This is a genomic window from Neptuniibacter pectenicola, from assembly GCF_001597735.1.
In the GTDB taxonomy this organism is placed as follows: Bacteria; Pseudomonadota; Gammaproteobacteria; order Pseudomonadales; family Balneatricaceae; genus Neptuniibacter; species Neptuniibacter pectenicola.
Genome location: NZ_LUTS01000003.1, coordinates 107,068 through 132,274 on the forward strand (window position 1 = coordinate 107,068; position 25,207 = coordinate 132,274).

Here is a 25,207-nt window from a genome sequence, read left to right on the forward strand (position 1 = left end):
ATGTGGGTGCATGATATAGACCCAATTGCCGTGGCGTTAGGCCCCTTAAAGATTCATTGGTACGGCTTAATGTATTTAATCGGTTTTGCGGCAGCATGGTGGTTAGGTGTAAGGCGTGCGCGTAGGGCGGGATCGGGTTGGAGTGAAGAGCAGATCTCCGACATTATATTCTGGGGGGCTATGGGGGTCGTGCTTGGTGGGCGTGCCGGTTATGTGCTCTTTTATAATTTTGATAAGTTTATCGCTGATCCGCTCTGGTTGTTCGCAGTATGGGAAGGGGGGATGTCTTTCCATGGGGGCTTGCTCGGCGTTATTGTGGTGATGTATCTCTTTGGTCGCCAACATAAAAAAACGTTATTTCAAATGACTGACTTTATTGCCCCGCTTATTCCTGTCGGGCTTGGTGCTGGGCGTATCGGTAATTTTATCGGTGGTGAGTTATGGGGGCGTGTGACGGATCAGCCTTGGGGTGTTGTCTTTCCTCGGGGAGGGGAGTTGCCTCGACACCCTTCCCAGCTGTATGAGTTTGCGTTGGAAGGTGTTGTGCTGTTTGTGCTCTTATGGTGGTTTTCATCTAAGCCAAGACCGCGTATGGCGGTGTCGGGCCTGTTCCTGCTGCTATATGGGATTTTCCGTTCAATGGTCGAGTTCGTTCGAGAGCCGGATGCTCATATTCAGTTTTTAGCGTTTGATTGGCTGACAATGGGGCAGCTACTATCGTTGCCAATGATTATGGTGGGTATGCTTCTTCTTTTCTGTGCAAAACGATCGGGCGGGGTAAAGGACGCTGCGAGCTGAATAAGCATTAAGAGAGATAGGGTGAAAGGTTTAGAGGGGCGTTGCCGTGGGGTATACCTCTGCATACAGCGTTTTTATTGGGGCTGTATGCAGGGAGGTTATCTGTGCTTACACTGAAAATGGGTATTGTATGGCGGGGTGGTGCTCATAACCCTCTATCTCAAAGTCATCAAGTGTAACCCATGTTTCTAGGTCTTCTAGCGATTTGATATCAGGGTTAATAATGAGTTTGGGCGGAGTTAATGGTTCACGTTTAAGCTGTACGTTGGTCATTAATTCCAGTTGGTCTTCATATATGTGTGCATTTACAATTTTATGAAAAGCCAGTCCGGGTTTGTTTCCGGTGATTTGAGCCATGATGGCTAATAAGAAATAAACCTGAACCATATTGAAGTTTAAGCCCAGTGGCACATCGCAGCTTCTTTGCGTGCTGTTTAAGTATAAGGTATCACCGAGTAGGGAAAAATGATGGCTGTACATGCAGGGGCGTAAGCAGCCCATGTGAAACGCGCCGGGATGATAGAAGGTATAAATCTCTCCGCGGTCGTCGATGCCATTAGACAGGTCATCTACAATCTTGCGAAGTAGATCAATGCTGCCACCATCTATTTTAGGGAAGTTGCGCCCGATCTTGCCGTAGATTAATCCGCAATCATCTGTCCCTTTGCGATGAGGATTGGCAAGCCAGTCAGCGTTGTCGTTAGCGTTGGCGTCCCAAGTCTTTGTGCCGATTTTTCGAAAATCAGCAGCGTTATCGTAGCCTCGAATGTAGCCAATAATCTCCGCAATAGCCGATTTATAAAAGCTTTTGCGGGTAGTGACAAGAGGGAACTCCCCGTCTTTTACGTTATAGGTAAGGTCCGCGTCGATAATGGTTAGACACTTCTTTCCTGTTCGTTTGTTGTCAACCCAGATTCCCTGATCAACTATTCTTTGGCAAAGATCTAGATATTGCTTCATCGCTTTGTTATTAACCTGAATTCGATTTGAGACTAGTTTATGATAACGATAATCGAGAATGTCATATAGTAATATTTTTTAAGACGAGAAGGAGGTGTGGAGGTGAAGTTAGCGGTTATTGTTGCGCAAGATAAAAACCGAGCGATCGGTATTAATAATAAATTACCTTGGCACCTGCCTGAGGATCTGCGCTATTTCAAGCGTGTGACCATGGGGAAGCCTATCATTATGGGGCGCAAAACGTTTGAATCTATTGGCCGCCCGTTGCCGGGCCGGGTTAATATTGTTGTTTCGCGCCAAAAAGCCTATGCCCCTGACGGTGTAAAGGTGGTGGGTAGTTTGGATGAAGCGGCTGAGTTGGCGGAGAGTATATGTCTCATTGATGGCGCTGAAGAAGCAATGATTATAGGTGGTGCGCAGATCTATTCACAAGCGATTGAAAAAGCAGATCGCTTGTACCTTACGGAAGTTGATGCAGAGATTAATGGCGATGCGTGGTTTCCTGAGTTTGATCGGTCATGTTGGAACGAGGTAGGTAGAAAGGACTTTTTGGCTGAAGGGCCAAACCCTTATAACTACAGTTTCATTATATTGGACAGAATTTAATTAAATAAGGCTAAGTAGTATGACGATCCGTTCGTTGTTGTCTATTTTGGCTGATGGCAAGTTTCATTCAGGGCGAGAGCTTGGTGATGAAGTTGGCATTAGTCGTAGTGCGATCTGGAAGCATATGCGTCGTTTTGAAGACGGTGGTTTGGAAATTTTCAGTGTTAAAGGGCGAGGCTATCGCGTGCCTGGGGGTTTGGAACTACTCGATATCGAGCGAATTAATCAGGGATTGTTACCTGAAGTGAAGGCCTTAATTGGTTGTCCTGATTTGCAGTTGAGTACGGAGTCGACCAATGAGTTGGCGATGAAGGCAAGTCAGCAGGGCGACTGTCATGGTCGTTTGTTCTTAGCTGAGCAGCAAAATGCGGGGCGTGGTCGTCGCGGGCGAGAATGGGTAAGCCCTTTTGCGCGTAATCTTTACTTCTCGTTAGTGTGGCGGTTTGAACAAGGTGTGGCGGCGCTTGAAGGGTTGAGCTTGCTGGTCGGTCTTGCGGTTGTACGCGCGATGGAAAAAATGGATATCAATGGCGTTGAGCTTAAATGGCCAAATGATCTCCTCTATCAGAATAAGAAGCTTGCGGGTATTTTGCTCGAAGTTCATGGTGAAGCGTCTGGCCAATGTCAGGTGGTGATCGGTGTTGGCATTAACGTGGAGATGTCGCAGGCTTTTAGTGATGCGATTGATCAACCGTGGACTGATCTAAAAACGATTGCCGGTGATGTCGTAAGTCGTAATACGTTGTTGGCGGTTATTCTTAATGAGCTAGTGGTCTGTTTGGGTGATTTTGAAAAAAATGGTTTTTCAGGGCTGGTTGATGAGTGGCAGTCGCGTCATGCCATGCAGAATGAGGCCATTATCTTGCAGATAGGCCAAGAGCTGGTGGAAGGTGTGTGTCGAGGGATTGATGGCTCTGGTGCGTTATTGCTCCAGTCACCGGCGGGTGTTAAGGCTTATCATGGCGGTGAAATTAGTATTAGACGTTCGGTATGATTCTAGAGATCGATGCGGGAAATACATTTGTTAAATGGCGACGATTAGCTGATTCAGTTGTTGTGGATCGTGGCCGTTTCCTCACGCAACAGTTTGATACCGATATTCCAGTCACGTGGGATACGCCGTTTTCGGCCATTCGGGTCGCGTCTGTTGCGGGTGAGGCGGTTAATCAAAAGATCGCGGCCCTGTTTTCCGAATCTCAATCAGTCGATGCGCTGTTTGCTGAAACTCAAGAGCAATGTGCCGGTGTAAAGAATAGTTATTTACAGCCGACCCGAATGGGGGTTGATCGCTGGTTGGCTATGTTGGCTGCATACAATAGAGCAAGGCAAGCGTGCTGTGTTGTGGATTGCGGTAGTGCGATAACGATCGATTACATTGATTCATCGGGTGCTCATGAGGGTGGTTATATTGTACCGGGCCTGCGGTTGATGAAACAGGGGTTGTTGTCAAACACAGCCGAGATTGAAGTGGATCAATCTATATCAGACTTTAATGTACTCCCGGGAACGCACACATCAGCGGCGGTTGCCCATGGTATTAATTACCTATTTCTTGCGTTGGCTGAGCGGGTAGCAAAAGAGCTTGATGGGTCGAGGCAGGGTTATCAACTGCTTGTGACCGGTGGTGACGGCCCGTTGTTTGCTTCGCTTGTTGATGGGGCGACGTATCTGCCGGATCTGGTTCTGGATGGTCTTGTCTGGAGCGTTGGGCCGTAATGTTGCGTTGGATTGCGTTGTTTACGCTATTGGCTAATGCGCTGCTATTTTTGTGGTACTCCATACAAGTGGCCCCGGTTGCGGATAAAGCGAGTGCGGCGGTTGATATTGATACGTTGCGTCTTGTGAGTGAGATTAATCCAAAGTCGTTAGCTTGGTTGCAAGGTGATGTGGAAACCTCTTCCTGTGTAGAGTTTGATGGTTTTGGTAGTTGGGTTAAAGCCAGTGCCGTAAAGCGGTTTGTCTATGAACAAGGCTTTACATCAGAAATTGATCAGGTGCGGGTGAATGGGGAGCGGAATCATAGGGTCGTTGTTATGCTTCCGCCGCAACTAAATGAACGGATGAAAGTTATTGATTACTTAGCGCGTACTGAAAAGCGGGAATTGGATGATATGCTTGATTTTGAGTATGTGATAACGGAATTTAAGGACCGTCACGCAGCAGAAAAAAAGCTGACGCAGCTGAAAGGCGCTAAAATAAAGGCTCGCATCGAATTTGACCCGGTTAATCAGCTCCGTTTTAAAGTGCGTGTTTTTGAGTATATTGATCGAAAATTATCCAATGAAATCAAAGAAGTAGTGGTAGAAAGCTATTCTGTAGAAAAAAATGAAAAAAAAGTGTGTCAAAGGGTTGCAAGCCTAAGGCCTACTGAGTAATATACGCGCCACTTCGTTGTTGAGAAGCCGGTATAGCTCAGTTGGTAGAGCAACTGACTTGTAATCAGTAGGTCCGGGGTTCGACTCCTCGTGCCGGCACCATCTCAGGCCAGACGAAGTTGTTGAAATTGTTGGTGAGGTTCCCGAGTGGCCAAAGGGATCAGACTGTAAATCTGACGCGAAAGCTTCGGTGGTTCGAATCCACCCCTCACCACCATTCATTGCAAGGCGGGTATGGTATAGTGGCTATTACCTCAGCCTTCCAAGCTGAAGAGGCGGGTTCGATTCCCGCTACCCGCTCCAATGACCTATTGCTCAAGTAGCTCAGGGGTAGAGCACACCCTTGGTAAGGGTGAGGTCGGCGGTTCAATTCCGCTCTTGAGCTCCAGAATTTATTTTAGGGTAGATATAGAAATATATCTGCCCTTTGTTATATTTGGCGCTTTGTAAATTAATTGTACTGGTAGAGACCGATGGCTAAAGAACAATTTGAACGCTCAAAACCGCATGTTAACGTTGGTACAATCGGCCACGTTGACCACGGTAAAACTACACTTACTGCTGCTCTAACTCGCGTATGCGCTGAGGTTTGGGGTGGTGCTGCTGTTGCTTTTGATGGTATCGATAATGCTCCAGAAGAGCGTGAGCGTGGTATCACAATTGCGACTTCACACGTAGAGTATGATTCTCCAGCGCGTCATTACGCACACGTTGACTGCCCAGGACACGCGGATTATGTGAAAAACATGATCACAGGTGCGGCGCAGATGGATGGTGCTATCTTGGTATGTGGCGCGACTGATGGCCCTATGCCACAGACACGTGAGCACATCCTACTATCTCGTCAGGTAGGTGTACCTTTCATCGTAGTATTCTTGAACAAAGCTGACCTTCTTGCAGAAGATTGTGGCGGTGCTGATTCTGAAGAATACGAAGAGATGCTTGAATTGGTTGAAATGGAGCTACGTGAGCTTCTAGACCAGTACGACTTCCCAGGTGATGACACACCAATCATCGCGGGTTCTGCGCTAATGGCATTGAACGGCGAAGATGAAAACGAACTAGGCACAACAGCGGTTAAGAAACTAGTTGAAACACTAGACTCTTACATCCCTGAGCCAGAGCGTGCAATCGACGGTGCATTCATCATGCCTATCGAGGACGTATTCTCTATCCAGGGTCGTGGTACTGTAGTAACAGGTCGTGTAGAGCGCGGTATTATCAACACAGGTTCTGAAGTTGAGATCGTTGGTATTCGTGAAACACAGACAACGACTTGTACAGGTGTTGAAATGTTCCGTAAGCTGCTTGACGAAGGTCGTGCAGGTGAGAACATTGGTGCACTTCTACGTGGTACTAAGCGTGAAGATGTTGAACGTGGTCAGGTTCTAGCTGCTCCAGGTTCTATCACACCGCATACTCGTTTCGAAGGCGAAGTGTACGTACTATCCAAAGAAGAGGGTGGCCGTCATACACCTTTCTTTAAAGGCTACCGTCCACAGTTCTACTTCCGTACAACGGATATTACAGGTGCATGTGAGCTTCCAGAAGGCGTTGAGATGGTAATGCCAGGTGATAACATTCAGATGGATGTTACCCTAATCAACCCAATCGCGATGGAAGAAGGTCTACGTTTTGCGATCCGTGAAGGCGGTCGTACAGTAGGCGCAGGCGTTGTATCTAAAATTATCGAGTAAAATTAGATAATTAGGTATTGCCAATCGATAGGGAGGACTATACAATACGCCTCCCTATTATACGATAGGCCAGTGGCTCAATTGGCAGAGCAGCGGTCTCCAAAACCGCAGGTTGGGGGTTCGAGTCCCTCCTGGCCTGCCAACTCATTCAGAGTTGGTATCTTGTAAGCGAAGCGATTTTAGTAATCCTGAGGCCCTAAGCGTGAATGCGAAAGTGAATCCCGAAGGTTCAAAGTTTGATGCCCTTAAGTGGGTGGTTGTTGTAGCGGTTGTCGCTGCCGGTGTTGTGGGTAACTCCATTTTTGCTGATCAGTCTTTGTTCTACCGTGTAATAGCATTGCTGGTTTTGGCTATGGTTGCAGGTTTTGTCTCTCTGCAAACAGCTAAAGGTAAGGCGTTCTTCTCTTTGTTTAAAGAGGCGAAGCAAGAAATTCGTAAAGTAGTATGGCCGACACGTCAAGAGACGTTACAAACAACAGCGATTGTCGTTGTGGTCGTGTTGGTTGTTGGTTTGATGCTATGGGGGCTAGACTCTCTACTGAGTTGGCTTGTATCTGGGGCGATAGGTTAAGAGGCTATATAAGCATGTCTATGCGTTGGTATGTGGTACATGCGTACTCCGGGTACGAGAAGCGTGTGATGAATACGCTAAAGGAACGAGTTGAGCTGCATAGTATGCAGGACCTTTTTGGTGAGATCTTGGTTCCCACTGAAGAAGTTGTTGAGATTCGTGACGGTAAAAAGCGTAAGTCTGAGCGTAAGTTCTATCCGGGTTATGTATTGGTAAATATGGATATGAACGACGAAAGCTGGCATTTGGTGAAAAATACACCTCATGTTCTAGGCTTTATCGGTGGTACAGCGGGTAAGCCTGCGCCGATTACTGAGGCTGAAGCGAACGAGATTTTAAGTCGAGTGGAGAGTGGTGTTGATAAACCGCGTCCTAAGACTGTGTTTGAGCCCGGTGAAATGGTGCGTGTTACTGATGGCCCATTTGCTGACTTTAACGGTGTTGTAGAAGAGATTAATTACGAGAAGAACAAGCTGCACGTTGCGGTATTGATCTTTGGTCGTTCTACGCCGGTTGAATTGGATTTTGGTCAGGTAGAAAAGGCCTGATAAAACGTATGAAGGAATAACCTCAGCGAGAGCTGGGGTTTTTCTGTCTTGTGAAAATGGGGAGCCGTAAGGCGTTTGGACCCACTAGGAGTACATTGAAAAATGGCTAAGAAAATTGAAGCTTATATTAAGCTGCAAGTTCCTGCCGGTGGCGCGAACCCGTCACCTCCAGTAGGTCCTGCATTGGGTCAGCATGGTGTTAACATCATGGAATTCTGTAAAGCGTTTAATGCTCAGACGCAGGGCATGGAAAGCGGTTTGCCTGTTCCTGTTGTAATTACTGTTTATGCTGATCGTAGCTTTACGTTTATTACTAAAACACCTCCTGCAGCAGTATTGTTGCTGAAGGCTGCCGGTCTTAAGAGTGGTTCTGGTCGTCCGAACACTGAAAAAGTGGGTTCTGTTACTCGCGCTCAGTTGGAAGAGATCGCTACTGTTAAAATGCCAGACCTTACAGCTGCAGATATGGATGCGGCTTGCCGTACTATTGCTGGTACAGCGCGTAGCATGGGTCTACTTACAGAGGTGGATGAGTAATGGCTAAGCTAACTAAACGTCAAAAGCTAATCGCTGAGAAAGTAGAAGCGGGTAAAGCGTACTCTATCGAAGACGCTGTTTCTCTATTGTCTGAACTATCTACTGTAAAGTTCAAAGAAACGGTTGATATCGCTGTAAACCTAGGCGTTGATCCACGTAAATCTGATCAGGTTGTTCGTGGCTCAACTGTATTGCCAAATGGTACAGGTAATGATGTTCGCGTTGCAGTATTTGCTCAAGGTGAAAATGCTGAGAAAGCAAAAGAAGCCGGTGCAGATGTTGTTGGTTTTGAAGATCTTGCTGAAAGAATTAAAGGCGGCGATCTTGATTTTGGTGTTGTTATTGCGACACCTGATGCGATGCGTGTTGTTGGTCAGCTTGGACAGGTTCTTGGTCCTCGTGGCCTAATGCCTAACCCGAAAGTTGGCACAGTAACACCTGATGTTGCGACAGCAGTTAAAAATGCTAAAGCAGGTCAAGTTCGTTTCCGTACTGATAAAAACGGTATCATCCATGCTGGCGTTGGTAAGGCTGATTTTGAAGCCGCTTCTATCAAGCAAAACGTTGAAGCATTGATTGCAGATTTGAAGAAGCTGAAACCTTCTGCTGCAAAAGGTGTATATCTTAAGAAAGTAGTCCTGTCCACTACAATGGGTCCAGGCTTACTTGTTGATCAGACTTCTTTAGAAGTTTAATCAATGAAAGGTTTTTTGAGGGTCTTCTGTGGCTGTAATGCAGAGACGAAGGCCGTCAAAGACCGCAGGTGATGAAGGTAACTTTATCTTAATGGGCTAACCAGCCTGCGCAGACGGTGAGATTCTGAATTTGAATCAAACCACCGTACTCGGAATCCCCATTATTTGGGGGGTTGGTAACAAGTCGAAAGACTACTCCAGGAGTAAATCGTGGCATTAGGACTCGAAGATAAAAAAGCGATCGTCGCTGAAGTCCAAGAAGCTGCTAACAATGCTTTGTCTGCTGTTGTTGCGGATTCCCGCGGCGTTGAAGTGGGCGATATGACTGCATTGCGTAAAGAAGCGCGTGAAAATGGCGTATGGCTTAAAGTCGTACGTAACACGCTTGCTAGACGCGCAGTTGAAGGCACTGATTACGCATGCTTGCAGGACACGTTTAAAGGTCCAAGTATTCTTGCTTTTTCTACAGAGCATCCGGGCGCTGGCGCTCGTATTCTGCAGAACTTTGCTAAAGGCAATGATAACTTTGAACTGAAAGCGGCTGCATTTGAAGGTGAAGTAGTAGATATCGCAATGTTGGCAAGCTTGCCTACATATGACGAAGCTATTGCTAAGTTGATGATGTGCATGAAAGAAGCTGCTGCTGGCAAACTTGTCCGCACTATTGCAGCTGTTCGCGACCAGAAAGAAGAACAGGCAGCGTAAGTTTATACGTCTCCTTTTCATACAAGTTTTAATGGGCCTATGGGCTTACAAATATCAGGAATTAGAAAATGTCTCTGACTAACGAAGATATCCTAAACGCAATTGCTGAAATGTCTGTTAAAGATGTTGTTGTTCTTATCGAAGCAATGGAAGAAAAATTCGGTGTAACTGCAGCTGCTGCTGTTGTTGCGGGTGGTGCTGCAGGCGGTGACGCTGGCGCTGCTGAAGAGAAAACTGAATTTGATGTTATCCTAACTGCTGTTGGCGATAAGAAAGTTAACGTAATCAAAGCAGTTCGTGCTGCTACAGGTCTTGGCTTGAAAGAAGCTAAAGGCATCGTTGATGGCGCTCCTGCTGCTGTTAAAGAAGGCGTTAGCAAAGAAGAAGCTGAAGAACTTCAGAAAGCACTGGAAGAAGCTGGCGCTTCTGTTGAAGTTAAGTAATTACTTCAATGCTAATTCGAGCAGTTTTCTGTTCGAGGTGCTGATGGCTGGTGGCAAAATGCCACCGGCCTTTTTCCGTTATTTATAGACAGCAAATAAATAGCGGTAACACAGTCCGAAACGGGTTTCGGTCTGCTTATAATTTGGTGCACTTGCTGGGGAACACTGATGGCTTATTCATACACTGAAAAGAAACGCATCCGTAAGGACTTCGGTAAATTACCGCAAGTAATGGATGTGCCTTACTTGCTAGCAATACAGCTCGACTCCTATAAAAAGTTTTTGCAGACAGGAGTTGAAGCAGCGGATCGTTTGGATGCTGGTCTGCATGCAGCATTTAACTCTGTCTTCCCAATCGTGTCCTATTCTGGAAATGCATCTCTAGAATATGTGGGCTACCGTCTGGGTGAGCCTGTATTTGACGTTAAAGAGTGTCAAATACGCGGTATTACGTATGCAGCTCCACTGCGCGTTAAAGTTCGCTTGGTTATTTATGATCGCGAATCCAGCAATAAAGCTGTAAAAGATATTAAAGAGCAAGAAGTCTACATGGGCGAAATGCCTTTGATGACAGATAACGGTACATTTGTTGTAAACGGGACTGAGCGAGTAATCGTTTCACAGCTTCACCGTTCACCGGGTGTATTCTTTGATCATGATAAAGGTAAGACTCACTCTTCTGGGAAGCTGCTTTATTCTGCGCGTATTATTCCTTACCGTGGTTCATGGTTAGATTTTGAATTTGATCCAAAAGATAGCTTATTTGTTCGTATTGACCGTCGCCGTAAATTACCAGCAACTATTTTGTTGCGTGCGTTAGGCTACCAGACTGAAGAAATCCTTGATATTTTCTTCGAAAATACGACGTGGTCACTAGACAGCGAAACAATCAAAATGCATTTGATTGCCGACCGTCTACGTGGTGAGACGCTTTCTTTTGAAGTAAAAGATGCGAAAGGCAATGTTGTTGTTGAAGCCGGCCGCCGTATTACGCCACGTCACATTCGTCAGATGGCGAAAGTGGGCATGGAACAGCTTGAAGTACCTATGGAGTATCTTGTAGGTAAAGCGATTGCACGCGATGTTGTTGATCCTACAACCGGTGAGTTGATCTGTGGTAGTAATGCTGAGATTACAGAGGAATTGGTTGAGCAACTGCGCGCTGCTAATATCACTACCTTTGAAACGTTATACACCAACGAACTGGATTGTGGTCCGTTTGTTTCTGATACGCTACGTAATGATCCGACACGTAACCAGTTAGAAGCTCTGGTAGAAATCTACCGTATGATGCGTCCTGGTGAGCCGCCAACAAAAGAATCGGCTGAAGCGTTATTTGAAAACTTATTCTTCAGCGAAGATCGTTATGATCTATCTGCTGTAGGTCGTATGAAGTTCAACCGTCGTCTCGGTCGTGATGAGGTTGAAGGTTCTGGTGTCTTAGATAAAGAAGATATCCTTGAGGTGATGAAAACCTTAATCGATATCCGTAATGGTAAAGGCACGGTAGATGATATCGATCATCTAGGTAATCGCCGTATTCGTTCTGTCGGTGAGATGGCAGAGAACCAGTTCCGTGTTGGTCTTGTTCGTGTAGAACGTGCCGTTCGTGAACGTTTAAGCATGGCTGAATCCGATAACCTAATGCCACAAGATCTAATTAATGCTAAGCCTGTGGCTGCAGCGATTAAAGAGTTCTTTGGTTCTTCTCAGTTATCGCAGTTTATGGATCAGAACAACCCGTTGTCTGAAGTTACCCATAAGCGCCGTGTTTCTGCATTAGGTCCAGGTGGTCTAACACGTGAGCGTGCTGGCTTTGAAGTACGTGACGTACATCCGACACATTATGGTCGTGTATGTCCGATCGAAACACCAGAGGGTCCAAACATCGGTTTGATCAACTCTTTGGCAACGTTTGCGCGTACCAATGATTACGGTTTCCTTGAAACACCGTACCGTCGTGTTATTGACAGTAAAGTAACCGATGAGCTGGATTACCTATCTGCGATTGAAGAGAACACCTTCGTTATCGCACAGGCATCCGCAACTATGGATGAAGAGGGTCGCTTACTTGATGAGTTGGTTACTGTTCGTCACTTGAACGAAACAACGGTTATGCAGCCAGAAAAAGTACAGTACATGGACGTGTCACCACGTCAGGTTGTATCTGTGGCGGCTTCATTGATTCCGTTCCTTGAACACGATGATGCTAACCGTGCCTTGATGGGTTCGAACATGCAACGTCAGGCAGTACCAACGCTACGTGCGGATAAGCCGCTTGTAGGTACAGGTATTGAACGTAACGTTGCACAGGACTCTGGTGTTTGTGTTGTTGCGCGTCGTGGTGGTGTTATTGAGTCTGTTGATGCGAGCCGTATTGTGGTGCGTGTTAATGATGATGAAGTGACCGCTGGTGATGCAGGTGTAGATATCTACAACCTGACCAAATATACCCGCTCAAACCAAAATACATGTATCAATCAGCGTTCTATCGTGAGCCCTGGTGATCAGGTTGCTATTGGCGATGTTATGGCTGATGGTCCATCTGTAGATATGGGTGAGCTGGCGTTAGGTCAGAACATGCGCATCGCATTTATGCCTTGGAATGGTTATAACTTCGAGGATTCCATCCTCATCTCTGAACGTGTTGTTCAGGAAGATCGTTTTACAACGATCCATATTCAAGAACTTACCTGTGTTGCTCGTGACACTAAGTTGGGTTCTGAAGAGATTACATCGGATATCCCTAACGTAGGTGAATCTGCGCTGGCTAAGCTTGATGAAGCGGGTATCGTTCATATCGGTGCTGAAGTAGGCCCAGGTGATATTCTTGTTGGTAAAGTAACGCCGAAAGGTGAAAGCCAGCTGACACCAGAAGAGAAGCTACTAAGAGCGATCTTCGGTGAGAAAGCGTCCGATGTTAAAGATACATCTCTACGTGTTAAGACGGGTACGGTTGGTAAAGTTATCGACGTACAAGTATTTACACGTGATGGCGTTCAAAAGGATGAGCGTGCACTAGCGATTGAAAAATCTGAGCTAGATGCCATCCGTAAAGACCTTTATGAAGAGCTACGTATTGTTGAGCAAGCAACCTTTGAGCGTTTAGGTAAAGTGCTTATTGGGTTGAAAGCTGACGGTGGCGCAGGCCTTCAGAAGGGTGAAGAGATTACGGCTGAATTCTTAGCGGGCTTGTCGAAATCAGATTGGTTCAATATCCGCGTTTCAGATGAAGCTGCAGCTGAACAGATTGAATTGGCTGAGAAGCAGTTAGAAGAGCGTAAAGAGTCGCTAGACAAGCGCTTTGAAGACAAAAAGAACAAGCTACAGACAGGCGATGATCTTGCGCCGGGTGTCCTGAAAATTGTTAAGGTTTATGTGGCAACTAAGCGCCGCGTACAGCCAGGTGACAAGATGGCAGGGCGTCATGGTAACAAGGGTGTAATCTCTGTAATCATGCCTGTTGAAGATATGCCTTATGATGAAAACGGCGAGCCAGTCGATATCGTACTGAACCCGCTAGGTGTACCGTCACGTATGAACGTTGGTCAGGTACTAGAGACGCATATGGGTATGGCTGCTAAAGGTCTGGGTCGTCGCATCAATGAGATGCTAGATCAAGAGCGTGAGCGTGCTGAAACGGTTAAAGAGATTCGTGAGTTCTTACATAAGATCTATAACGCTGATTTAGGTGCGGGCATTAACAGCCGTACTGAAGATCTAGATAGCTTTACGGATGAAGAGATCCTTGAACTGGCTAAAAACCTTTGCGGTGGTGTTCCACTGGCAACGCCTGCATTTGATGGCGCTAAAGAGGTTGAGCTTAAGTCGTTGCTACGTTTAGCGGGCTTAAGTGATACAGGTCAGACAACATTGTTTGATGGCCGTACAGGTAATCAGTTTGATCGCCCTGTAACCGTTGGTTACATGTATATGCTGAAATTGAACCATTTGGTTGATGATAAGATGCATGCGCGTTCAACTGGCTCCTATAGCCTTGTTACTCAGCAGCCGCTGGGTGGTAAAGCTCAGTTCGGTGGTCAGCGATTCGGTGAGATGGAGGTGTGGGCACTGGAAGCTTATGGTGCTGCATATACGCTTCAAGAGATGCTCACAGTTAAGTCCGATGACGTGAATGGTCGTACCAAAATGTATAAAAACATTGTGGATGGCGATCATCGTATGGAGCCGGGTATGCCGGAGTCCTTCAACGTACTTATTAAAGAGATTCGCTCTCTGGGTATCGACATCGAGCTCGAATCCGAATAAGCACAAAACTGTACACCAGGCGGGGGTCGCTCATTAGAGCGGCCTTAAGCAAGAACTCCGTTAGGAGCTTGAAAGAATGAAAGATCTGCTGAATCTGCTTAAAACACAGGGTCAATCTGAAGAGTTTGACTCGATCAAGATCACTCTGGCTTCCCCTGAGATGATCCGTTCATGGTCTTATGGTGAAGTTAAAAAGCCGGAAACCATTAACTACCGTACCTTCAAGCCTGAGCGCGAAGGTTTGTTCTGTGCCAAAATTTTTGGTCCAGTAAAAGATTACGAATGCTTATGCGGCAAGTACAAGCGCATGAAGCACCGTGGTGTTATCTGTGAGAAGTGTGGCGTAGAAGTTACACTGGCTAAAGTTCGTCGTGAGCGTATGGCACACATCGAATTAGCTTCTCCTGTTGCCCACATTTGGTTCCTTAAATCACTTCCGTCCCGTATCGGCCTGATGCTTGATATGACGCTACGTGATATTGAACGTGTTCTATACTTCGAGTCTTTCGTTGTTATCGATCCAGGTATGACTACGCTTGAGCGTGGCCAGATGTTGAACGATGAGCAATATTTTGAAGCACTTGAAGAGTTTGGCGATGACTTTGATGCCCGTATGGGTGCTGAGGCGGTACGTGAATTACTTTCTTCAATCGAACTGAAAGAAGAAGTTGAACGTCTACGCGAAGAGTTGCCGCAGACAAGCTCTGAAACAAAAATTAAGAAGCTGTCTAAGCGTCTTAAATTGTTAGAAGCGTTTTACAAATCAGGTAACAAACCTGAGTGGATGATTCTTGAAGTACTGCCGGTTCTTCCGCCAGATCTTCGTCCATTGGTACCACTAGATGGTGGCCGTTTTGCAACGTCCGATCTAAACGATCTATACCGTCGTGTTATCAACCGTAACAACCGTCTTAAGCGTCTATTAGATCTGAATGCTCCAGATATCATCGTGCGTAACGAAAAACGTATGTTGCAAGAATCTGTTGATGCGTTACTTGATAACGGTCGTCGCGGTCGTGCTATTACCGGTTCTAACAAACGTCCTCTTAAATCTTTGGCTGATATGATCAAAGGTAAGCAGGGTCGTTTCCGTCAGAACCTATTGGGTAAACGTGTCGATTACTCTGGCCGTTCTGTAATCGTGGTAGGTCCATACCTGCGTTTGCATCAGTGTGGTCTTCCTAAGAAGATGGCACTTGAGCTATTTAAGCCTTTCATCTTCTCTAAATTAGAGCTTCGTGGTCATGCAACAACGATCAAAGCTGCTAAGAAGATGGTTGAGCGCGAAGAAGCTTTGGTATGGGATATCTTGGATGAAGTTATCCGTGAGCATCCAGTACTGCTTAACCGTGCACCAACACTTCACCGTTTGGGTATTCAGGCGTTTGAACCTGTACTGATCGAAGGTAAAGCGATACAGCTGCATCCATTAGTATGTGCGGCTTACAACGCCGACTTCGATGGTGACCAGATGGCGGTACACGTACCGTTAACAATTGAAGCACAACTAGAAGCACGTGCTTTAATGATGTCTACCAATAACGTGTTATCTCCAGCTAACGGCGAGCCGATTATTGTACCATCGCAGGACGTTGTATTGGGTCTGTACTACATGACTCGTGAACGTGTTAATGCGAAAGGCGAAGGCATGGTTTTCGCTGATATTGATGAGATCGCGCGTGCTCAAGGCGCAGGTGAACTTGACCTTCAAGCGGGCATTAAAGTCCGTATTACGGAAACGATCCGTGATATCGAAGGTAACGTTGAAGTTATCACTGAAATAAAAGAGACAACCGCTGGTCGAGCGTTATTATTTGCCATCGTTCCAGACGGCCTTCCGTATGAGCTGGTTAACCAGCCAATGAAGAAGAAAGCAATATCGCGCCTATTGAACGAAGCGTATCGTCGCTGTGGTCTAAAAGATACGGTTATCTTTGCTGACCAATTGATGTACATGGGCTTCCGTCAAGCAACCATGTCTGGCGTATCAATCGGTGTAAACGATTTCGAAATCCCTGCAGAAAAAGCGCTTATTATCGAAGAAGCGGAAGCAGAAGTTGTTGATATTGAACGTCAGTTCGCTGATGGTTTGGTAACGCAGGGCGAGAAATACAACAAAGTTATCGATATCTGGTCTCGTGCTAACGAATTGTTGGCTAAGAAGATGATGGATAACTTGAAGACTGAGCCTGTTATTACTAAAGATGGCGAAGAGTCAGAGCAAGAGTCATTTAACTCTGTTTATATGATGGCCGACTCCGGTGCCCGTGGTAGTGCAGCTCAGATTCGTCAGCTAGCAGGTATGCGTGGTTTGATGGCTAAGCCAGATGGCTCCATCATCGAAACGCCGATCACTGCGAACTTCCGTGAAGGTTTGAACGTACTTCAGTACTTCATCTCAACCCATGGTGCGCGTAAAGGTCTAGCGGATACAGCACTGAAAACAGCAAACTCGGGTTACTTGACACGTCGTTTGGTTGACGTTGCTCAGGATGTGGTCATCACAGAAGCTGATTGTGGCACAGAGGAAGGTGTTTCTATGATTCCTCTGATCGAAGGCGGCGACGTTGTTGTTGCGCTGGCTGATCGTGTGTTGGGTCGTGTTGTTGCTAAAGATGTACTTGATCCAGCGGGTAAGGATGTTCTTATCGAAGCGGGCACGTTGATTGATGAAGCGTGGAAGCATCGTTTAGAGAATGAAGATATCTATTCATCTATTGATGAGATTATCGTACGTAGTGCGATCTCGTGTCGTACACGTCACGGTATCTGTGCCAGCTGTTATGGTCGTGACCTTGGTCGTGGTCACTTGGTTAATCCAGGTGAAGCGGTTGGTGTTATTGCGGCACAATCCATTGGTGAGCCGGGTACACAGCTTACCATGCGTACGTTCCATATCGGTGGTGCGGCATCTCGAGCTGCAGCAGTCGATAGCATCCAAGTTAAGAACGGCGGTGAAATTCGTCTACATGACCTTAAGTTTGTTGAACGTCCAGATGGCGCTTTAGTTGCAACATCACGTTCTGGTGAACTAGGTGTGACTGATGAGCACGGTCGTGAGCGTGAGCGTTACAAGCTTCCATACGGTTCTGTTATCAAAGTTAAAGATGGCAGCAAAGTTGAAGCAGGCGATATCGTTGCTAACTGGGATCCACATACTCACCCAATTGTCTCTGAAGTAGCTGGTCGTGTTGAGCTATCAGGTATGGATGACGGTATTACTGTTAAGAGTCAGACTGATGAATTAACCGGTTTGTCTACAACAGAGGTACTGGATAACAAAGATCGCCCAGCGGCAGGTAAAGATATCCGCCCAATGATCAAGTTATTGGATGCTAAAGGTAATGATGTAATGCACCCGGGTACAGATTCTGCTGCGCAGTATCTATTACCCGCGAAAGCGATCATGAACTTAAGCAATGGTTCTGAGGTTCAGGTAGGTGATGTACTGGCTCGTATCCCGCAGGAAGGTTCTGTGAACAAGGATATCACCGGTGGTCTACCACGTGTTGCTGACTTATTTGAAGCACGTAAGCCAAAAGAATCCTCTATCTTAGCTGAAGTATCAGGTATCATCGGCTTCGGTAAAGAAACTAAAGGCAAAAAGCGTTTAGTTATCTCGCCAAGCGATGCTGAGCCACACGAAACAATGATCCAGAAATGGCGTAATTTGAACGTCTTCGAGGGTGAGCAAGTGAATAAAGGTGAGGTTATCTCTGATGGCCCATCTAATCCACATGACATCTTGCGTATTCTGGGTGTTGAAGAGCTGGCTAAATACATCACCAGCGAGATTCAAGATGTATACCGTCTGCAGGGTGTAGGTATCAACGATAAGCACATCGAAGTTATTGTTCGTCAGATGTTGCGTAAAGTTGAAATCGTCTCCTCAGGTGACTCAAGCTTTATTACAGGTGATCAGGTTGAATACCAAGCGGTATTGGCTGAGAACGAAGAGCTTGAAGCAGCAGGTAAGATTCCTGCTAAGTATGACCGTGTGTTGCTAGGTATTACTAAAGCATCACTGGCTACTGAATCCTTCATCTCTGCCGCGTCCTTCCAGGAAACAACGCGTGTATTGACTGAGGGTGCAGTAACAGGCAAGCAAGACTTCTTGCGCGGCCTGAAAGAAAACGTCGTAGTAGGTCGTCTGATCCCAGCGGGTTCAGGTTTGGCTTACCACGAAGAACGCAAACGCAAACGTGCTCAGCCTGCTGAAGGTGAAAGTACGACTGTGAGCGCAGAAGAGGTGCAACAAGCACTAACTGAAGCGCTAAATGCGTCAATGCCAGACGCTGAATAACTATTTTTTCATTTTTATTGAATAAATAGTACTCAGTGTTTGACTGTTGGGGCCGGAATTTATTAAAATTCCGGCCCCTTTGTGGTTGGATTGAAAAATATCCAATTTTTATGGTGTTAAATCAAAACGTGGAGTTTGCTTAAATGGCAACGATTAACCAGTTGGTACGTAAACCGCGTAAACGCAAAGTTCAGCCTAGCGATGTTCGCGCATTGCAGGCTTGTCCTCAGCGTCGTGGCGTATGTACCCGTGTTTACACCACTACTCCGAAAAAACCGAACTCAGCATTACGTAAAGTATGTCGTGTTCGTTTGACCAACGGCTTCGAGGTTGCTTCCTACATTGGTGGTGAAGGTCACAACCTGCAGGAGCATAGTGTTGTTCTAATTCGTGGTGGTCGTGTTAAGGACCTTCCAGGTGTTCGCTACCATACGGTACGTGGTGCACTGGACTGCTCAGGTGTTAGTGAGCGTAAGCAAGGCCGTTCTAAGTACGGTGCTAAGCGTCCGAAATCTTAATCGTAGTCCCTGCGGCGCAGCTTTCTTGTAAGACTAAGAAGCTAAACCGGATACACGGTAAGAGTAAGGCCAAGTTTACATACTTGGAAAACCTGAAGACCTTTTAATGAATTGAGGGCTTATCATGCCTAGAAGACGCGTCGCTGCAAAGCGCGAAATACTACCGGATCCTAAGTTCGGTAACATTGTTCTTGCTAAATTTATCAACCATGTAATGGTTAGCGGTAAGAAATCTGTTGCTGAGAAAATTGTTTACGGTGCATTGGATAAAATCCAAGAGCGCACGGACAAGGATCCATTGGAAATTTTTGAAAAAGCACTGGAAGCGATCCAGCCATCGGTTGAGGTTAAATCTCGCCGTGTAGGTGGTGCAACTTACCAGGTGCCTGTAGAAGTGCGTCCTGCTCGTCGTATGGCGCTTGCTATGCGTTGGGCGGTTGACTCTGCACGTGGTCGTGGTGAGAAATCCATGGCACTGCGTTTGGCAGGTGAGCTTGTTGATGCTTCTGAAGGTCGCGGTGCGGCTGTTAAGAAACGTGAAGACGTGCATCGCATGGCTGAAGCGAACAAAGCGTTCGCTCACTACCGCTTCTAAAAAACTGAGGACTAAGTTGTGGCTCGTAAGACTCCAATATCACGTTATCGCAACATCGGTATCTGCGCACATGTGGATGCCGGTAAAACGACGACTACGGAGCGTGTTCTGTTTTACACCGGTCTTTCTCATAAGATTGGTGAGGTGCATGACGGTGCTGCAACTATGGACTGGATGGAGCAGGAGCAGGAGCGTGGTATTACTATCACGTCTGCTGCAACGACTTGCTTCTGGAAGGGCATGAGCCAGCAATTCGAAGATCATCGAATTAACATCATTGATACGCCGGGACACGTTGACTTCACGATTGAAGTTGAGCGTTCGTTGCGCGTATTGGATGGTGCTGTTGTTGTGCTTTGTGCCTCTTCCGGTGTTCAGCCTCAAACCGAGACGGTTTGGCGTCAGGCCAATAAGTATGAAGTGCCACGTATGGTGTTCGTCAACAAGATGGATCGCCTAGGTGCAGATTTCTTTATGGTGGTTGATCAGCTAAAGGAACGTCTTGGGGCTAACGCTATACCTATCAATATTCCGATCGGTACGGAAGAAGATTTTGTTGGTGTAGTCGATCTGATTCGCATGAAAGCCATCATGTGGAATGAAGCAGATCAAGGTATGACCTATGAGCTGGAAGATATCCCAGCGAATATGCAAGAAACGGCTGATAAGCTTCATGAACAGCTAGTAGAAGCTGCTGCAGAAGCAAATGAAGAATTAATGGATAAATACCTTGAAGATGGTGATTTATCTCTGGACGAATTAAAGCAGGGTTTACGCTCACGTACGCTTGATAACGATATTGTTCTTATGTTGGCAGGTTCAGCATTTAAGAATAAGGGCGTTCAGGCGATGTTAGATGCGGTCATTGAGTTCATGCCATCTCCAATCGAAGTTAAAGCGATTGAGGGTGTATTGGATGATAAAGATGAAACTCCTGCTGCACGTCATGCTGACGATGATGCGCCTTTCTCGGCCTTGGCTTTTAAAATTGCCACTGACCCGTTTGTAGGTACGTTGACATTTGTTCGTGTGTATTCGGGTGTTCTTAAGTCAGGTGACGGGGTTTATAACTCAGTCAAAGGCAAAAAAGAGCGCGTGGGTCGTATGGTACAGATGCATGCCAACAACCGTGAAGAGATTAAAGAGGTGCGTGCGGGTGATATCGCCGCGCTTATCGGCATGAAAGATGTTACAACAGGCGATACTTTATGTGACGGCGATAATCGTATTATCCTCGAACGTATGGAGTTTCCTGCGCCGGTTATTTCGGTTGCAGTTGAGCCTAGGTCTCAAGCTGACCAAGAGAAGATGGGTGTTGCCTTAGGTAAATTGGCGCAAGAAGACCCTTCTTTTAAAGTTGAGACGGATAAAGAAACTGGCCAGACCATTATTTCAGGTATGGGCGAGTTGCATCTTGATATTCTTGTGGATCGAATGAAGCGAGAGTTTAAAGTTGAAGCGAATATCGGTAAGCCTCAAGTGGCCTACCGTGAGAAGATTCGTAAGTCGGTTGATGCGAACCATAAGTTTATTCGTCAATCGGGCGGACGTGGTCAATACGGTCATGTAGTGGTTGAGTTTAGCCCTTCTGAGAATGAAGGTTTAGAGTTTATCAATGAGATCGTGGGTGGCGCGATCCCAAGAGAATTTATACCGGCAATAGAGAAAGGTATTGAAGAGCAGATGCATAATGGTGTCATTGCTGGATATCCTTTGATGGGGCTTAAGGCTCGACTCTATGATGGTTCATTTCATGATGTTGACTCTAACGAGATGGCGTTTAAAATTGCGGCCTCTCAGGCGTTGAAAAAGTTTGCACAGGAAGCCGATCCTTGCTTGCTAGAGCCTGTTATGAAAGTAGAAGTAGTAACCCCTGAAGATTATATGGGTGACGTGATGGGCGATCTTAATCGTCGTCGTGGCCTAGTTCAGGGTATGGAAGATAGTTCTTCGGGTAAGATTGTTAATGCGCTTGTGCCGTTGGGTGAAATGTTTGGTTATGCAACCGACCTTCGTTCAGCAACACAAGGTCGTGCAACTTACTCGATGGAGTTTTACGAATATGGTGAGGCGCCCAAAAAGGTCGCTGATGCTGTAATTAACTTTACTTAATTATTTATTTGCCAATGATGGCTTATAGAGGAAATAGACGTGGCTAAAGAACAATTTGAACGTTCAAAACCGCATGTTAACGTTGGTACAATCGGCCACGTTGACCACGGTAAAACTACACTTACTGCTGCTCTAACTCGCGTATGCGCTGAGGTTTGGGGTGGTGCTGCTGTTGCTTTTGATGGTATCGATAATGCTCCAGAAGAGCGTGAGCGTGGTATCACAATTGCGACTTCACACGTAGAGTATGATTCTCCAGCGCGTCATTACGCACACGTTGACTGCCCAGGACACGCGGATTATGTGAAAAACATGATCACAGGTGCGGCGCAGATGGATGGTGCTATCTTGGTATGTGGCGCGACTGATGGCCCTATGCCACAGACACGTGAGCACATCCTACTATCTCGTCAGGTAGGTGTACCTTTCATCGTAGTATTCTTGAACAAAGCTGACCTTCTTGCAGAAGATTGTGGCGGTGCTGATTCTGAAGAATACGAAGAGATGCTTGAATTGGTTGAAATGGAGCTACGTGAGCTTCTAGACCAGTACGACTTCCCAGGTGATGACACACCAATCATCGCGGGTTCTGCGCTAATGGCATTGAACGGCGAAGATGAAAACGAACTAGGCACAACAGCGGTTAAGAAACTAGTTGAAACACTAGACTCTTACATCCCTGAGCCAGAGCGTGCAATCGACGGTGCATTCATCATGCCTATCGAGGACGTATTCTCTATCCAGGGTCGTGGTACTGTAGTAACAGGTCGTGTAGAGCGCGGTATTATCAACACAGGTTCTGAAGTTGAGATCGTTGGTATTCGTGAAACACAGACAACGACTTGTACAGGTGTTGAAATGTTCCGTAAGCTGCTTGACGAAGGTCGTGCAGGTGAGAACATTGGTGCACTTCTACGTGGTACTAAGCGTGAAGATGTTGAACGTGGTCAGGTTCTAGCTGCTCCAGGTTCTATCACACCGCATACTCGTTTCGAAGGCGAAGTGTACGTACTATCCAAAGAAGAGGGTGGCCGTCATACACCTTTCTTTAAAGGCTACCGTCCACAGTTCTACTTCCGTACAACGGATATTACAGGTGCATGTGAGCTTCCAGAAGGCGTTGAGATGGTAATGCCAGGTGATAACATTCAGATGGATGTTACCCTAATCAACCCAATCGCGATGGAAGAAGGTCTACGTTTTGCGATCCGTGAAGGCGGTCGTACAGTAGGCGCAGGCGTTGTATCTAAAATTATTGAGTAATATCTCTTTAATTTAGGGAAAGCCCTCCTTGGAGGGCTTTTTTTTGCTTAATAGTAATTTGAGGCGGTCTTAATAGGGCGCTGTCTGATTATTGAGCAAATAAATGGTTGCTGGTATTGACCTAAGGGTTTTGTATCAGTAGAATTTGCGTCCCCCTTATAGTAGGGGGAGGTCGGCATTGTGCCGTAAATAAAATTTTTTGGAAATGTGTGATCGAAATGCAGAATCAGAAAATTCGTATTCGTCTGAAAGCCTTTGATCATCGCTTGATCGACTCTTCTGCGCAGGAAATCGTAGATACTGCAAAGAGAACTGGCGCTCAAGTACGTGGTCCGATCCCACTTCCTACCCGCAAAGAACGTTTTACAGTTCTGATTTCACCTCACGTGAACAAAGATGCACGTGATCAATATGAAATCCGTACTCATAAGCGTGTTCTAGACATCGTTGAGCCAACTGAAAAAACAGTTGATGCTCTAATGAAGCTAGATCTTGCAGCGGGTGTTGAAGTGCAGATCAGCCTTGGCTAAAGGCAACTGCGCAGAATTAATATTTATTAATGAAGCGCTTTATTAGTGTGGAATGCTCTGGAAAGGGCAGCCGTAGTGGGTAACAGCCCCGTACACAACTGGCAAGAGGTTTTAAAGAAATGTCTGTAGGTTTAATCGGACGTAAAGCGGGTATGACTCGTGTCTTCACTGAAGACGGCGTATCCGTGCCAGTCACCGTCATCGAAGTGGAACCGAACCGTGTTACTTCTGTTAAAACAGAAGAAACTGACGGCTATGCAGCAGTGCAGGTTACTACTGGTTCTAAGAAGGCTAACAGCCTGACTAAACCAGAAGCTGGTACCTTTGCAAAAGCTGGTGTAGAAGCTGGACGCGGTTTATGGGAGTTCCGCCTGTCGGGTGGCGACGAAGTCAACGTTGGCGATGAGCTGACTGTTGCGCGCTTCGAAGCTGGTCAGAAAGTAGATGTCACGGGTCAATCCAAAGGTAAAGGTTTCCAAGGCGGCGTTAAGCGTTGGAACTTCTCCATGCAGGATGCGACTCACGGTAACTCACTTTCTCACCGTGCTCCGGGTTCAATTGGTCAATGTCAAACTCCTGGTCGTGTTTGGAAAGGCAAAAAGATGGCAGGGCAGATGGGTAATGTTCAGGTAACTGTTCAGACCCTTGAAGTTGTGCGTGTTGATGCTGAACGTAACCTGTTATTGATCAAGGGTGCTGTTCCAGGCGCTACTGGCGGTGACGTAATCGTTAAACTAGCTGTTAAAGCTGGCGCCTAAGGGGGTTTGAAATGAATCTGAATTTAGCTGGAGCTAACGGTTCGGTAGAAGTTTCCGACCTGGCTTTTGGTAAAGAATTCAACGAAACGCTAGTCCATCAAGTAGTTACTGCTTATATGGCTGGCGGTCGTCAAGGTACTAAAGCTCAGAAAAACCGTTCTGCGGTTTCTGGTGGCGGTGCTAAACCATGGCGTCAAAAAGGTACAGGCCGTGCGCGTGCGGGGACAAGTCGTTCTCCAATCTGGCGTGCCGGTGGTGTAACTTTCGCGGCTCAGCCGCGCGACCATTCTCAGAAAGTTAACAAGAAAATGTACCGCGCTGCTATGCGTTGCATCTTCTCTGAGTTGGTTCGTCAAGATCGCCTGGTTGTGGTTGAAGATTTCGCAGTGGAATCTCCAAAAACAAAACAGTTTGTGGCTAAGCTTAATGAGCTTGAGCTGACTAACGCGCTGCTGGTTACTGCAGACGTAGAACAGAATTTGTTCCTAGCTGCACGCAACGTTCCACATGTGGATGTTCGTGACGCGCAAGGAGTTGATCCAGTTTCACTGGTTGGCTTCGATAAGGTACTTGTTACTGTTGCTGCTCTGAAGAAAATCGAGGAGAAGTTGTCATGAAACAGGAACGCATTTATCAAGTGCTGCTGGGTCCGCACATCTCCGAGAAGGCTACTATTGTAGCGGATGGTTCTCAGCAGGTTGTTTTTCGTGTAGCAAAAGACGCTACTAAACCAGAAATCAAAACGGCAGTTGAAGAATTGTTTGACGTTAAAGTTAAAGGCGTCAACGTTCTTAATGCTAAGGGTAAGACCAAGCGCACGCAGCGTGGTCTTGGCAAGCGTAGCGATGTGCGTAAAGCATACGTTGCTCTAGCTGATGGCTCTGAGATTGATTTCTTGGGTGGCGAGTAAAAGAGGGTTTGAAA

23 protein-coding genes and 5 tRNA genes are annotated in these 25,207 nt (G+C 46.4%); 27 read left to right on the forward strand and 1 reads right to left on the reverse strand.

What is annotated here, in order from left to right; translation table 11 throughout:
* Complete coding sequence (gene lgt / locus A3773_RS05065; protein ID WP_067983760.1) at positions 1-798, forward strand: prolipoprotein diacylglyceryl transferase; 798 nt, start codon at positions 1-3, stop codon at positions 796-798.
* A 108-nt stretch (positions 799-906) separates the two neighbouring features.
* On the opposite strand, the gene A3773_RS05070 is transcribed toward lgt, so the two are convergent.
* On the reverse strand, positions 907-1,758 hold the full coding sequence (locus A3773_RS05070) for a thymidylate synthase (protein WP_067983762.1): 852 nt from the start codon (positions 1,756-1,758) through the stop codon (positions 907-909).
* Between the two features lie 102 nt (positions 1,759-1,860).
* On the opposite strand from A3773_RS05070, the gene A3773_RS05075 reads away from it, so the two are divergent.
* The 26 genes from A3773_RS05075 (at position 1,861) to rplW (ending at position 25,193) form a co-directional block, all read left to right on the forward strand.
* The gene (locus tag A3773_RS05075) at positions 1,861-2,364 is read left to right on the forward strand and encodes a dihydrofolate reductase (protein ID WP_067983764.1); all 504 of its coding nucleotides are present in this window, start codon (positions 1,861-1,863) and stop codon (positions 2,362-2,364) included.
* A 19-nt stretch (positions 2,365-2,383) separates the two neighbouring features.
* Positions 2,384-3,358, forward strand: a complete 975-nt coding sequence (gene birA, locus A3773_RS05080; RefSeq protein ID WP_067983766.1) for a bifunctional biotin--[acetyl-CoA-carboxylase] ligase/biotin operon repressor BirA — start codon at positions 2,384-2,386, stop codon at positions 3,356-3,358.
* Entirely contained in the window at positions 3,355-4,080 is a 726-nt protein-coding gene (locus tag A3773_RS05085) for a type III pantothenate kinase (protein WP_067983768.1), read from the forward strand. Before birA ends, A3773_RS05085 begins: the two co-directional genes overlap by 4 nt.
* Entirely contained in the window at positions 4,080-4,739 is a 660-nt protein-coding gene (locus tag A3773_RS05090; protein ID WP_067983771.1) for a hypothetical protein, read from the forward strand. The genes A3773_RS05085 and A3773_RS05090 overlap by 1 nt, the downstream gene beginning before the upstream one ends.
* A gap of 26 nt (positions 4,740-4,765) precedes the next feature.
* Positions 4,766-4,841: transfer RNA gene (locus A3773_RS05095), tRNA-Thr, on the forward strand.
* 31 nt (positions 4,842-4,872) lie between these two features.
* Positions 4,873-4,956 (forward strand) — tRNA-Tyr (locus A3773_RS05100).
* Positions 4,957-4,967: 11 nt separating this feature from the next.
* A tRNA-Gly gene (locus tag A3773_RS05105) sits at positions 4,968-5,042 on the forward strand.
* Positions 5,043-5,052: 10 nt separating this feature from the next.
* Positions 5,053-5,127: transfer RNA gene (locus tag A3773_RS05110), tRNA-Thr, on the forward strand.
* Positions 5,128-5,212: 85 nt separating this feature from the next.
* A complete protein-coding gene (gene tuf / locus A3773_RS05115; protein WP_067983773.1) occupies positions 5,213-6,436 on the forward strand; it encodes an elongation factor Tu in 1,224 nt (407 codons plus the stop codon).
* 66 nt (positions 6,437-6,502) lie between these two features.
* A tRNA-Trp gene (locus A3773_RS05120) sits at positions 6,503-6,578 on the forward strand.
* A gap of 60 nt (positions 6,579-6,638) precedes the next feature.
* Entirely contained in the window at positions 6,639-7,007 is a 369-nt protein-coding gene (gene secE / locus A3773_RS05125; RefSeq protein WP_067983775.1) for a preprotein translocase subunit SecE, read from the forward strand.
* 14 nt (positions 7,008-7,021) lie between these two features.
* Positions 7,022-7,555, forward strand: coding sequence for a transcription termination/antitermination protein NusG (gene nusG / locus A3773_RS05130; protein ID WP_067862911.1), 534 nt, complete (start codon positions 7,022-7,024; stop codon positions 7,553-7,555).
* Between the two features lie 102 nt (positions 7,556-7,657).
* Positions 7,658-8,092 carry a 50S ribosomal protein L11 gene (gene rplK, locus A3773_RS05135; RefSeq protein ID WP_067862909.1) on the forward strand — a complete coding sequence of 145 codons (435 nt, stop codon included), beginning with the start codon at positions 7,658-7,660 and terminating at the stop codon, positions 8,090-8,092.
* Positions 8,092-8,787, forward strand: a complete 696-nt coding sequence (gene rplA, locus A3773_RS05140) for a 50S ribosomal protein L1 (RefSeq protein ID WP_067983776.1) — start codon at positions 8,092-8,094, stop codon at positions 8,785-8,787. The genes rplK and rplA overlap by 1 nt, the downstream gene beginning before the upstream one ends.
* A gap of 210 nt (positions 8,788-8,997) precedes the next feature.
* A complete protein-coding gene (gene rplJ, locus A3773_RS05145) occupies positions 8,998-9,492 on the forward strand; it encodes a 50S ribosomal protein L10 (protein ID WP_067983778.1) in 495 nt (164 codons plus the stop codon).
* A gap of 68 nt (positions 9,493-9,560) precedes the next feature.
* On the forward strand, positions 9,561-9,935 hold the full coding sequence (gene rplL / locus A3773_RS05150; RefSeq protein ID WP_067862899.1) for a 50S ribosomal protein L7/L12: 375 nt from the start codon (positions 9,561-9,563) through the stop codon (positions 9,933-9,935).
* A 168-nt stretch (positions 9,936-10,103) separates the two neighbouring features.
* Complete coding sequence (gene rpoB / locus A3773_RS05155) at positions 10,104-14,204, forward strand: DNA-directed RNA polymerase subunit beta (protein ID WP_067983780.1); 4,101 nt, start codon at positions 10,104-10,106, stop codon at positions 14,202-14,204.
* 76 nt (positions 14,205-14,280) lie between these two features.
* Positions 14,281-18,507: a DNA-directed RNA polymerase subunit beta' gene (rpoC, locus tag A3773_RS05160; RefSeq protein ID WP_067983782.1), complete on the forward strand. Its 4,227-nt coding sequence runs from the start codon at positions 14,281-14,283 to the stop codon at positions 18,505-18,507.
* 143 nt (positions 18,508-18,650) lie between these two features.
* Positions 18,651-19,025, forward strand: coding sequence for a 30S ribosomal protein S12 (rpsL, locus tag A3773_RS05165; protein WP_067862891.1), 375 nt, complete (start codon positions 18,651-18,653; stop codon positions 19,023-19,025).
* Between the two features lie 124 nt (positions 19,026-19,149).
* Positions 19,150-19,620, forward strand: coding sequence for a 30S ribosomal protein S7 (rpsG, locus tag A3773_RS05170; protein WP_067983784.1), 471 nt, complete (start codon positions 19,150-19,152; stop codon positions 19,618-19,620).
* 18 nt (positions 19,621-19,638) lie between these two features.
* Entirely contained in the window at positions 19,639-21,732 is a 2,094-nt protein-coding gene (gene fusA, locus A3773_RS05175) for an elongation factor G (RefSeq protein WP_067983786.1), read from the forward strand.
* A 39-nt stretch (positions 21,733-21,771) separates the two neighbouring features.
* Positions 21,772-22,995, forward strand: coding sequence for an elongation factor Tu (gene tuf, locus A3773_RS05180; protein WP_067983773.1), 1,224 nt, complete (start codon positions 21,772-21,774; stop codon positions 22,993-22,995).
* A 218-nt stretch (positions 22,996-23,213) separates the two neighbouring features.
* A complete protein-coding gene (rpsJ, locus tag A3773_RS05185; RefSeq protein ID WP_067984205.1) occupies positions 23,214-23,525 on the forward strand; it encodes a 30S ribosomal protein S10 in 312 nt (103 codons plus the stop codon).
* Positions 23,526-23,644: 119 nt separating this feature from the next.
* Positions 23,645-24,283 (forward strand): 50S ribosomal protein L3, encoded by a 639-nt coding sequence (rplC, locus tag A3773_RS05190; protein WP_067983789.1) that lies wholly within the window; start codon positions 23,645-23,647, stop codon positions 24,281-24,283.
* Between the two features lie 11 nt (positions 24,284-24,294).
* Entirely contained in the window at positions 24,295-24,900 is a 606-nt protein-coding gene (rplD, locus tag A3773_RS05195) for a 50S ribosomal protein L4 (RefSeq protein WP_067983791.1), read from the forward strand.
* Entirely contained in the window at positions 24,897-25,193 is a 297-nt protein-coding gene (gene rplW / locus A3773_RS05200; RefSeq protein WP_067862875.1) for a 50S ribosomal protein L23, read from the forward strand. The genes rplD and rplW overlap by 4 nt, the downstream gene beginning before the upstream one ends.
* Positions 25,194-25,207: the final 14 nt, after the last annotated feature.

Coding starts and splice junctions, on each gene's coding strand:
- birA (WP_067983766.1), top strand. CDS start 2,384: ATGACGATCCGTTCGTTGTTGTCTATTTTGGCTGATGGCAAGTTTCAT.
- tuf (WP_067983773.1), top strand. CDS start 5,213: ATGGCTAAAGAACAATTTGAACGCTCAAAACCGCATGTTAACGTTGGT.
- nusG (WP_067862911.1), top strand. CDS start 7,022: ATGTCTATGCGTTGGTATGTGGTACATGCGTACTCCGGGTACGAGAAG.
- rpoB (WP_067983780.1), top strand. CDS start 10,104: ATGGCTTATTCATACACTGAAAAGAAACGCATCCGTAAGGACTTCGGT.
- A3773_RS05070 (WP_067983762.1), bottom strand. CDS start 1,758: ATGAAGCAATATCTAGATCTTTGCCAAAGAATAGTTGATCAGGGAATC.
- rplD (WP_067983791.1), top strand. CDS start 24,295: ATGAATCTGAATTTAGCTGGAGCTAACGGTTCGGTAGAAGTTTCCGAC.
- A3773_RS05090 (WP_067983771.1), top strand. CDS start 4,080: ATGTTGCGTTGGATTGCGTTGTTTACGCTATTGGCTAATGCGCTGCTA.
- rplC (WP_067983789.1), top strand. CDS start 23,645: ATGTCTGTAGGTTTAATCGGACGTAAAGCGGGTATGACTCGTGTCTTC.
- rpsJ (WP_067984205.1), top strand. CDS start 23,214: ATGCAGAATCAGAAAATTCGTATTCGTCTGAAAGCCTTTGATCATCGC.
- A3773_RS05085 (WP_067983768.1), top strand. CDS start 3,355: ATGATTCTAGAGATCGATGCGGGAAATACATTTGTTAAATGGCGACGA.
- rpsG (WP_067983784.1), top strand. CDS start 19,150: ATGCCTAGAAGACGCGTCGCTGCAAAGCGCGAAATACTACCGGATCCT.
- rplW (WP_067862875.1), top strand. CDS start 24,897: ATGAAACAGGAACGCATTTATCAAGTGCTGCTGGGTCCGCACATCTCC.
- rplK (WP_067862909.1), top strand. CDS start 7,658: ATGGCTAAGAAAATTGAAGCTTATATTAAGCTGCAAGTTCCTGCCGGT.
- rpoC (WP_067983782.1), top strand. CDS start 14,281: ATGAAAGATCTGCTGAATCTGCTTAAAACACAGGGTCAATCTGAAGAG.
- lgt (WP_067983760.1), top strand. CDS start 1: ATGTGGGTGCATGATATAGACCCAATTGCCGTGGCGTTAGGCCCCTTA.
- rplA (WP_067983776.1), top strand. CDS start 8,092: ATGGCTAAGCTAACTAAACGTCAAAAGCTAATCGCTGAGAAAGTAGAA.
- rplL (WP_067862899.1), top strand. CDS start 9,561: ATGTCTCTGACTAACGAAGATATCCTAAACGCAATTGCTGAAATGTCT.
- rpsL (WP_067862891.1), top strand. CDS start 18,651: ATGGCAACGATTAACCAGTTGGTACGTAAACCGCGTAAACGCAAAGTT.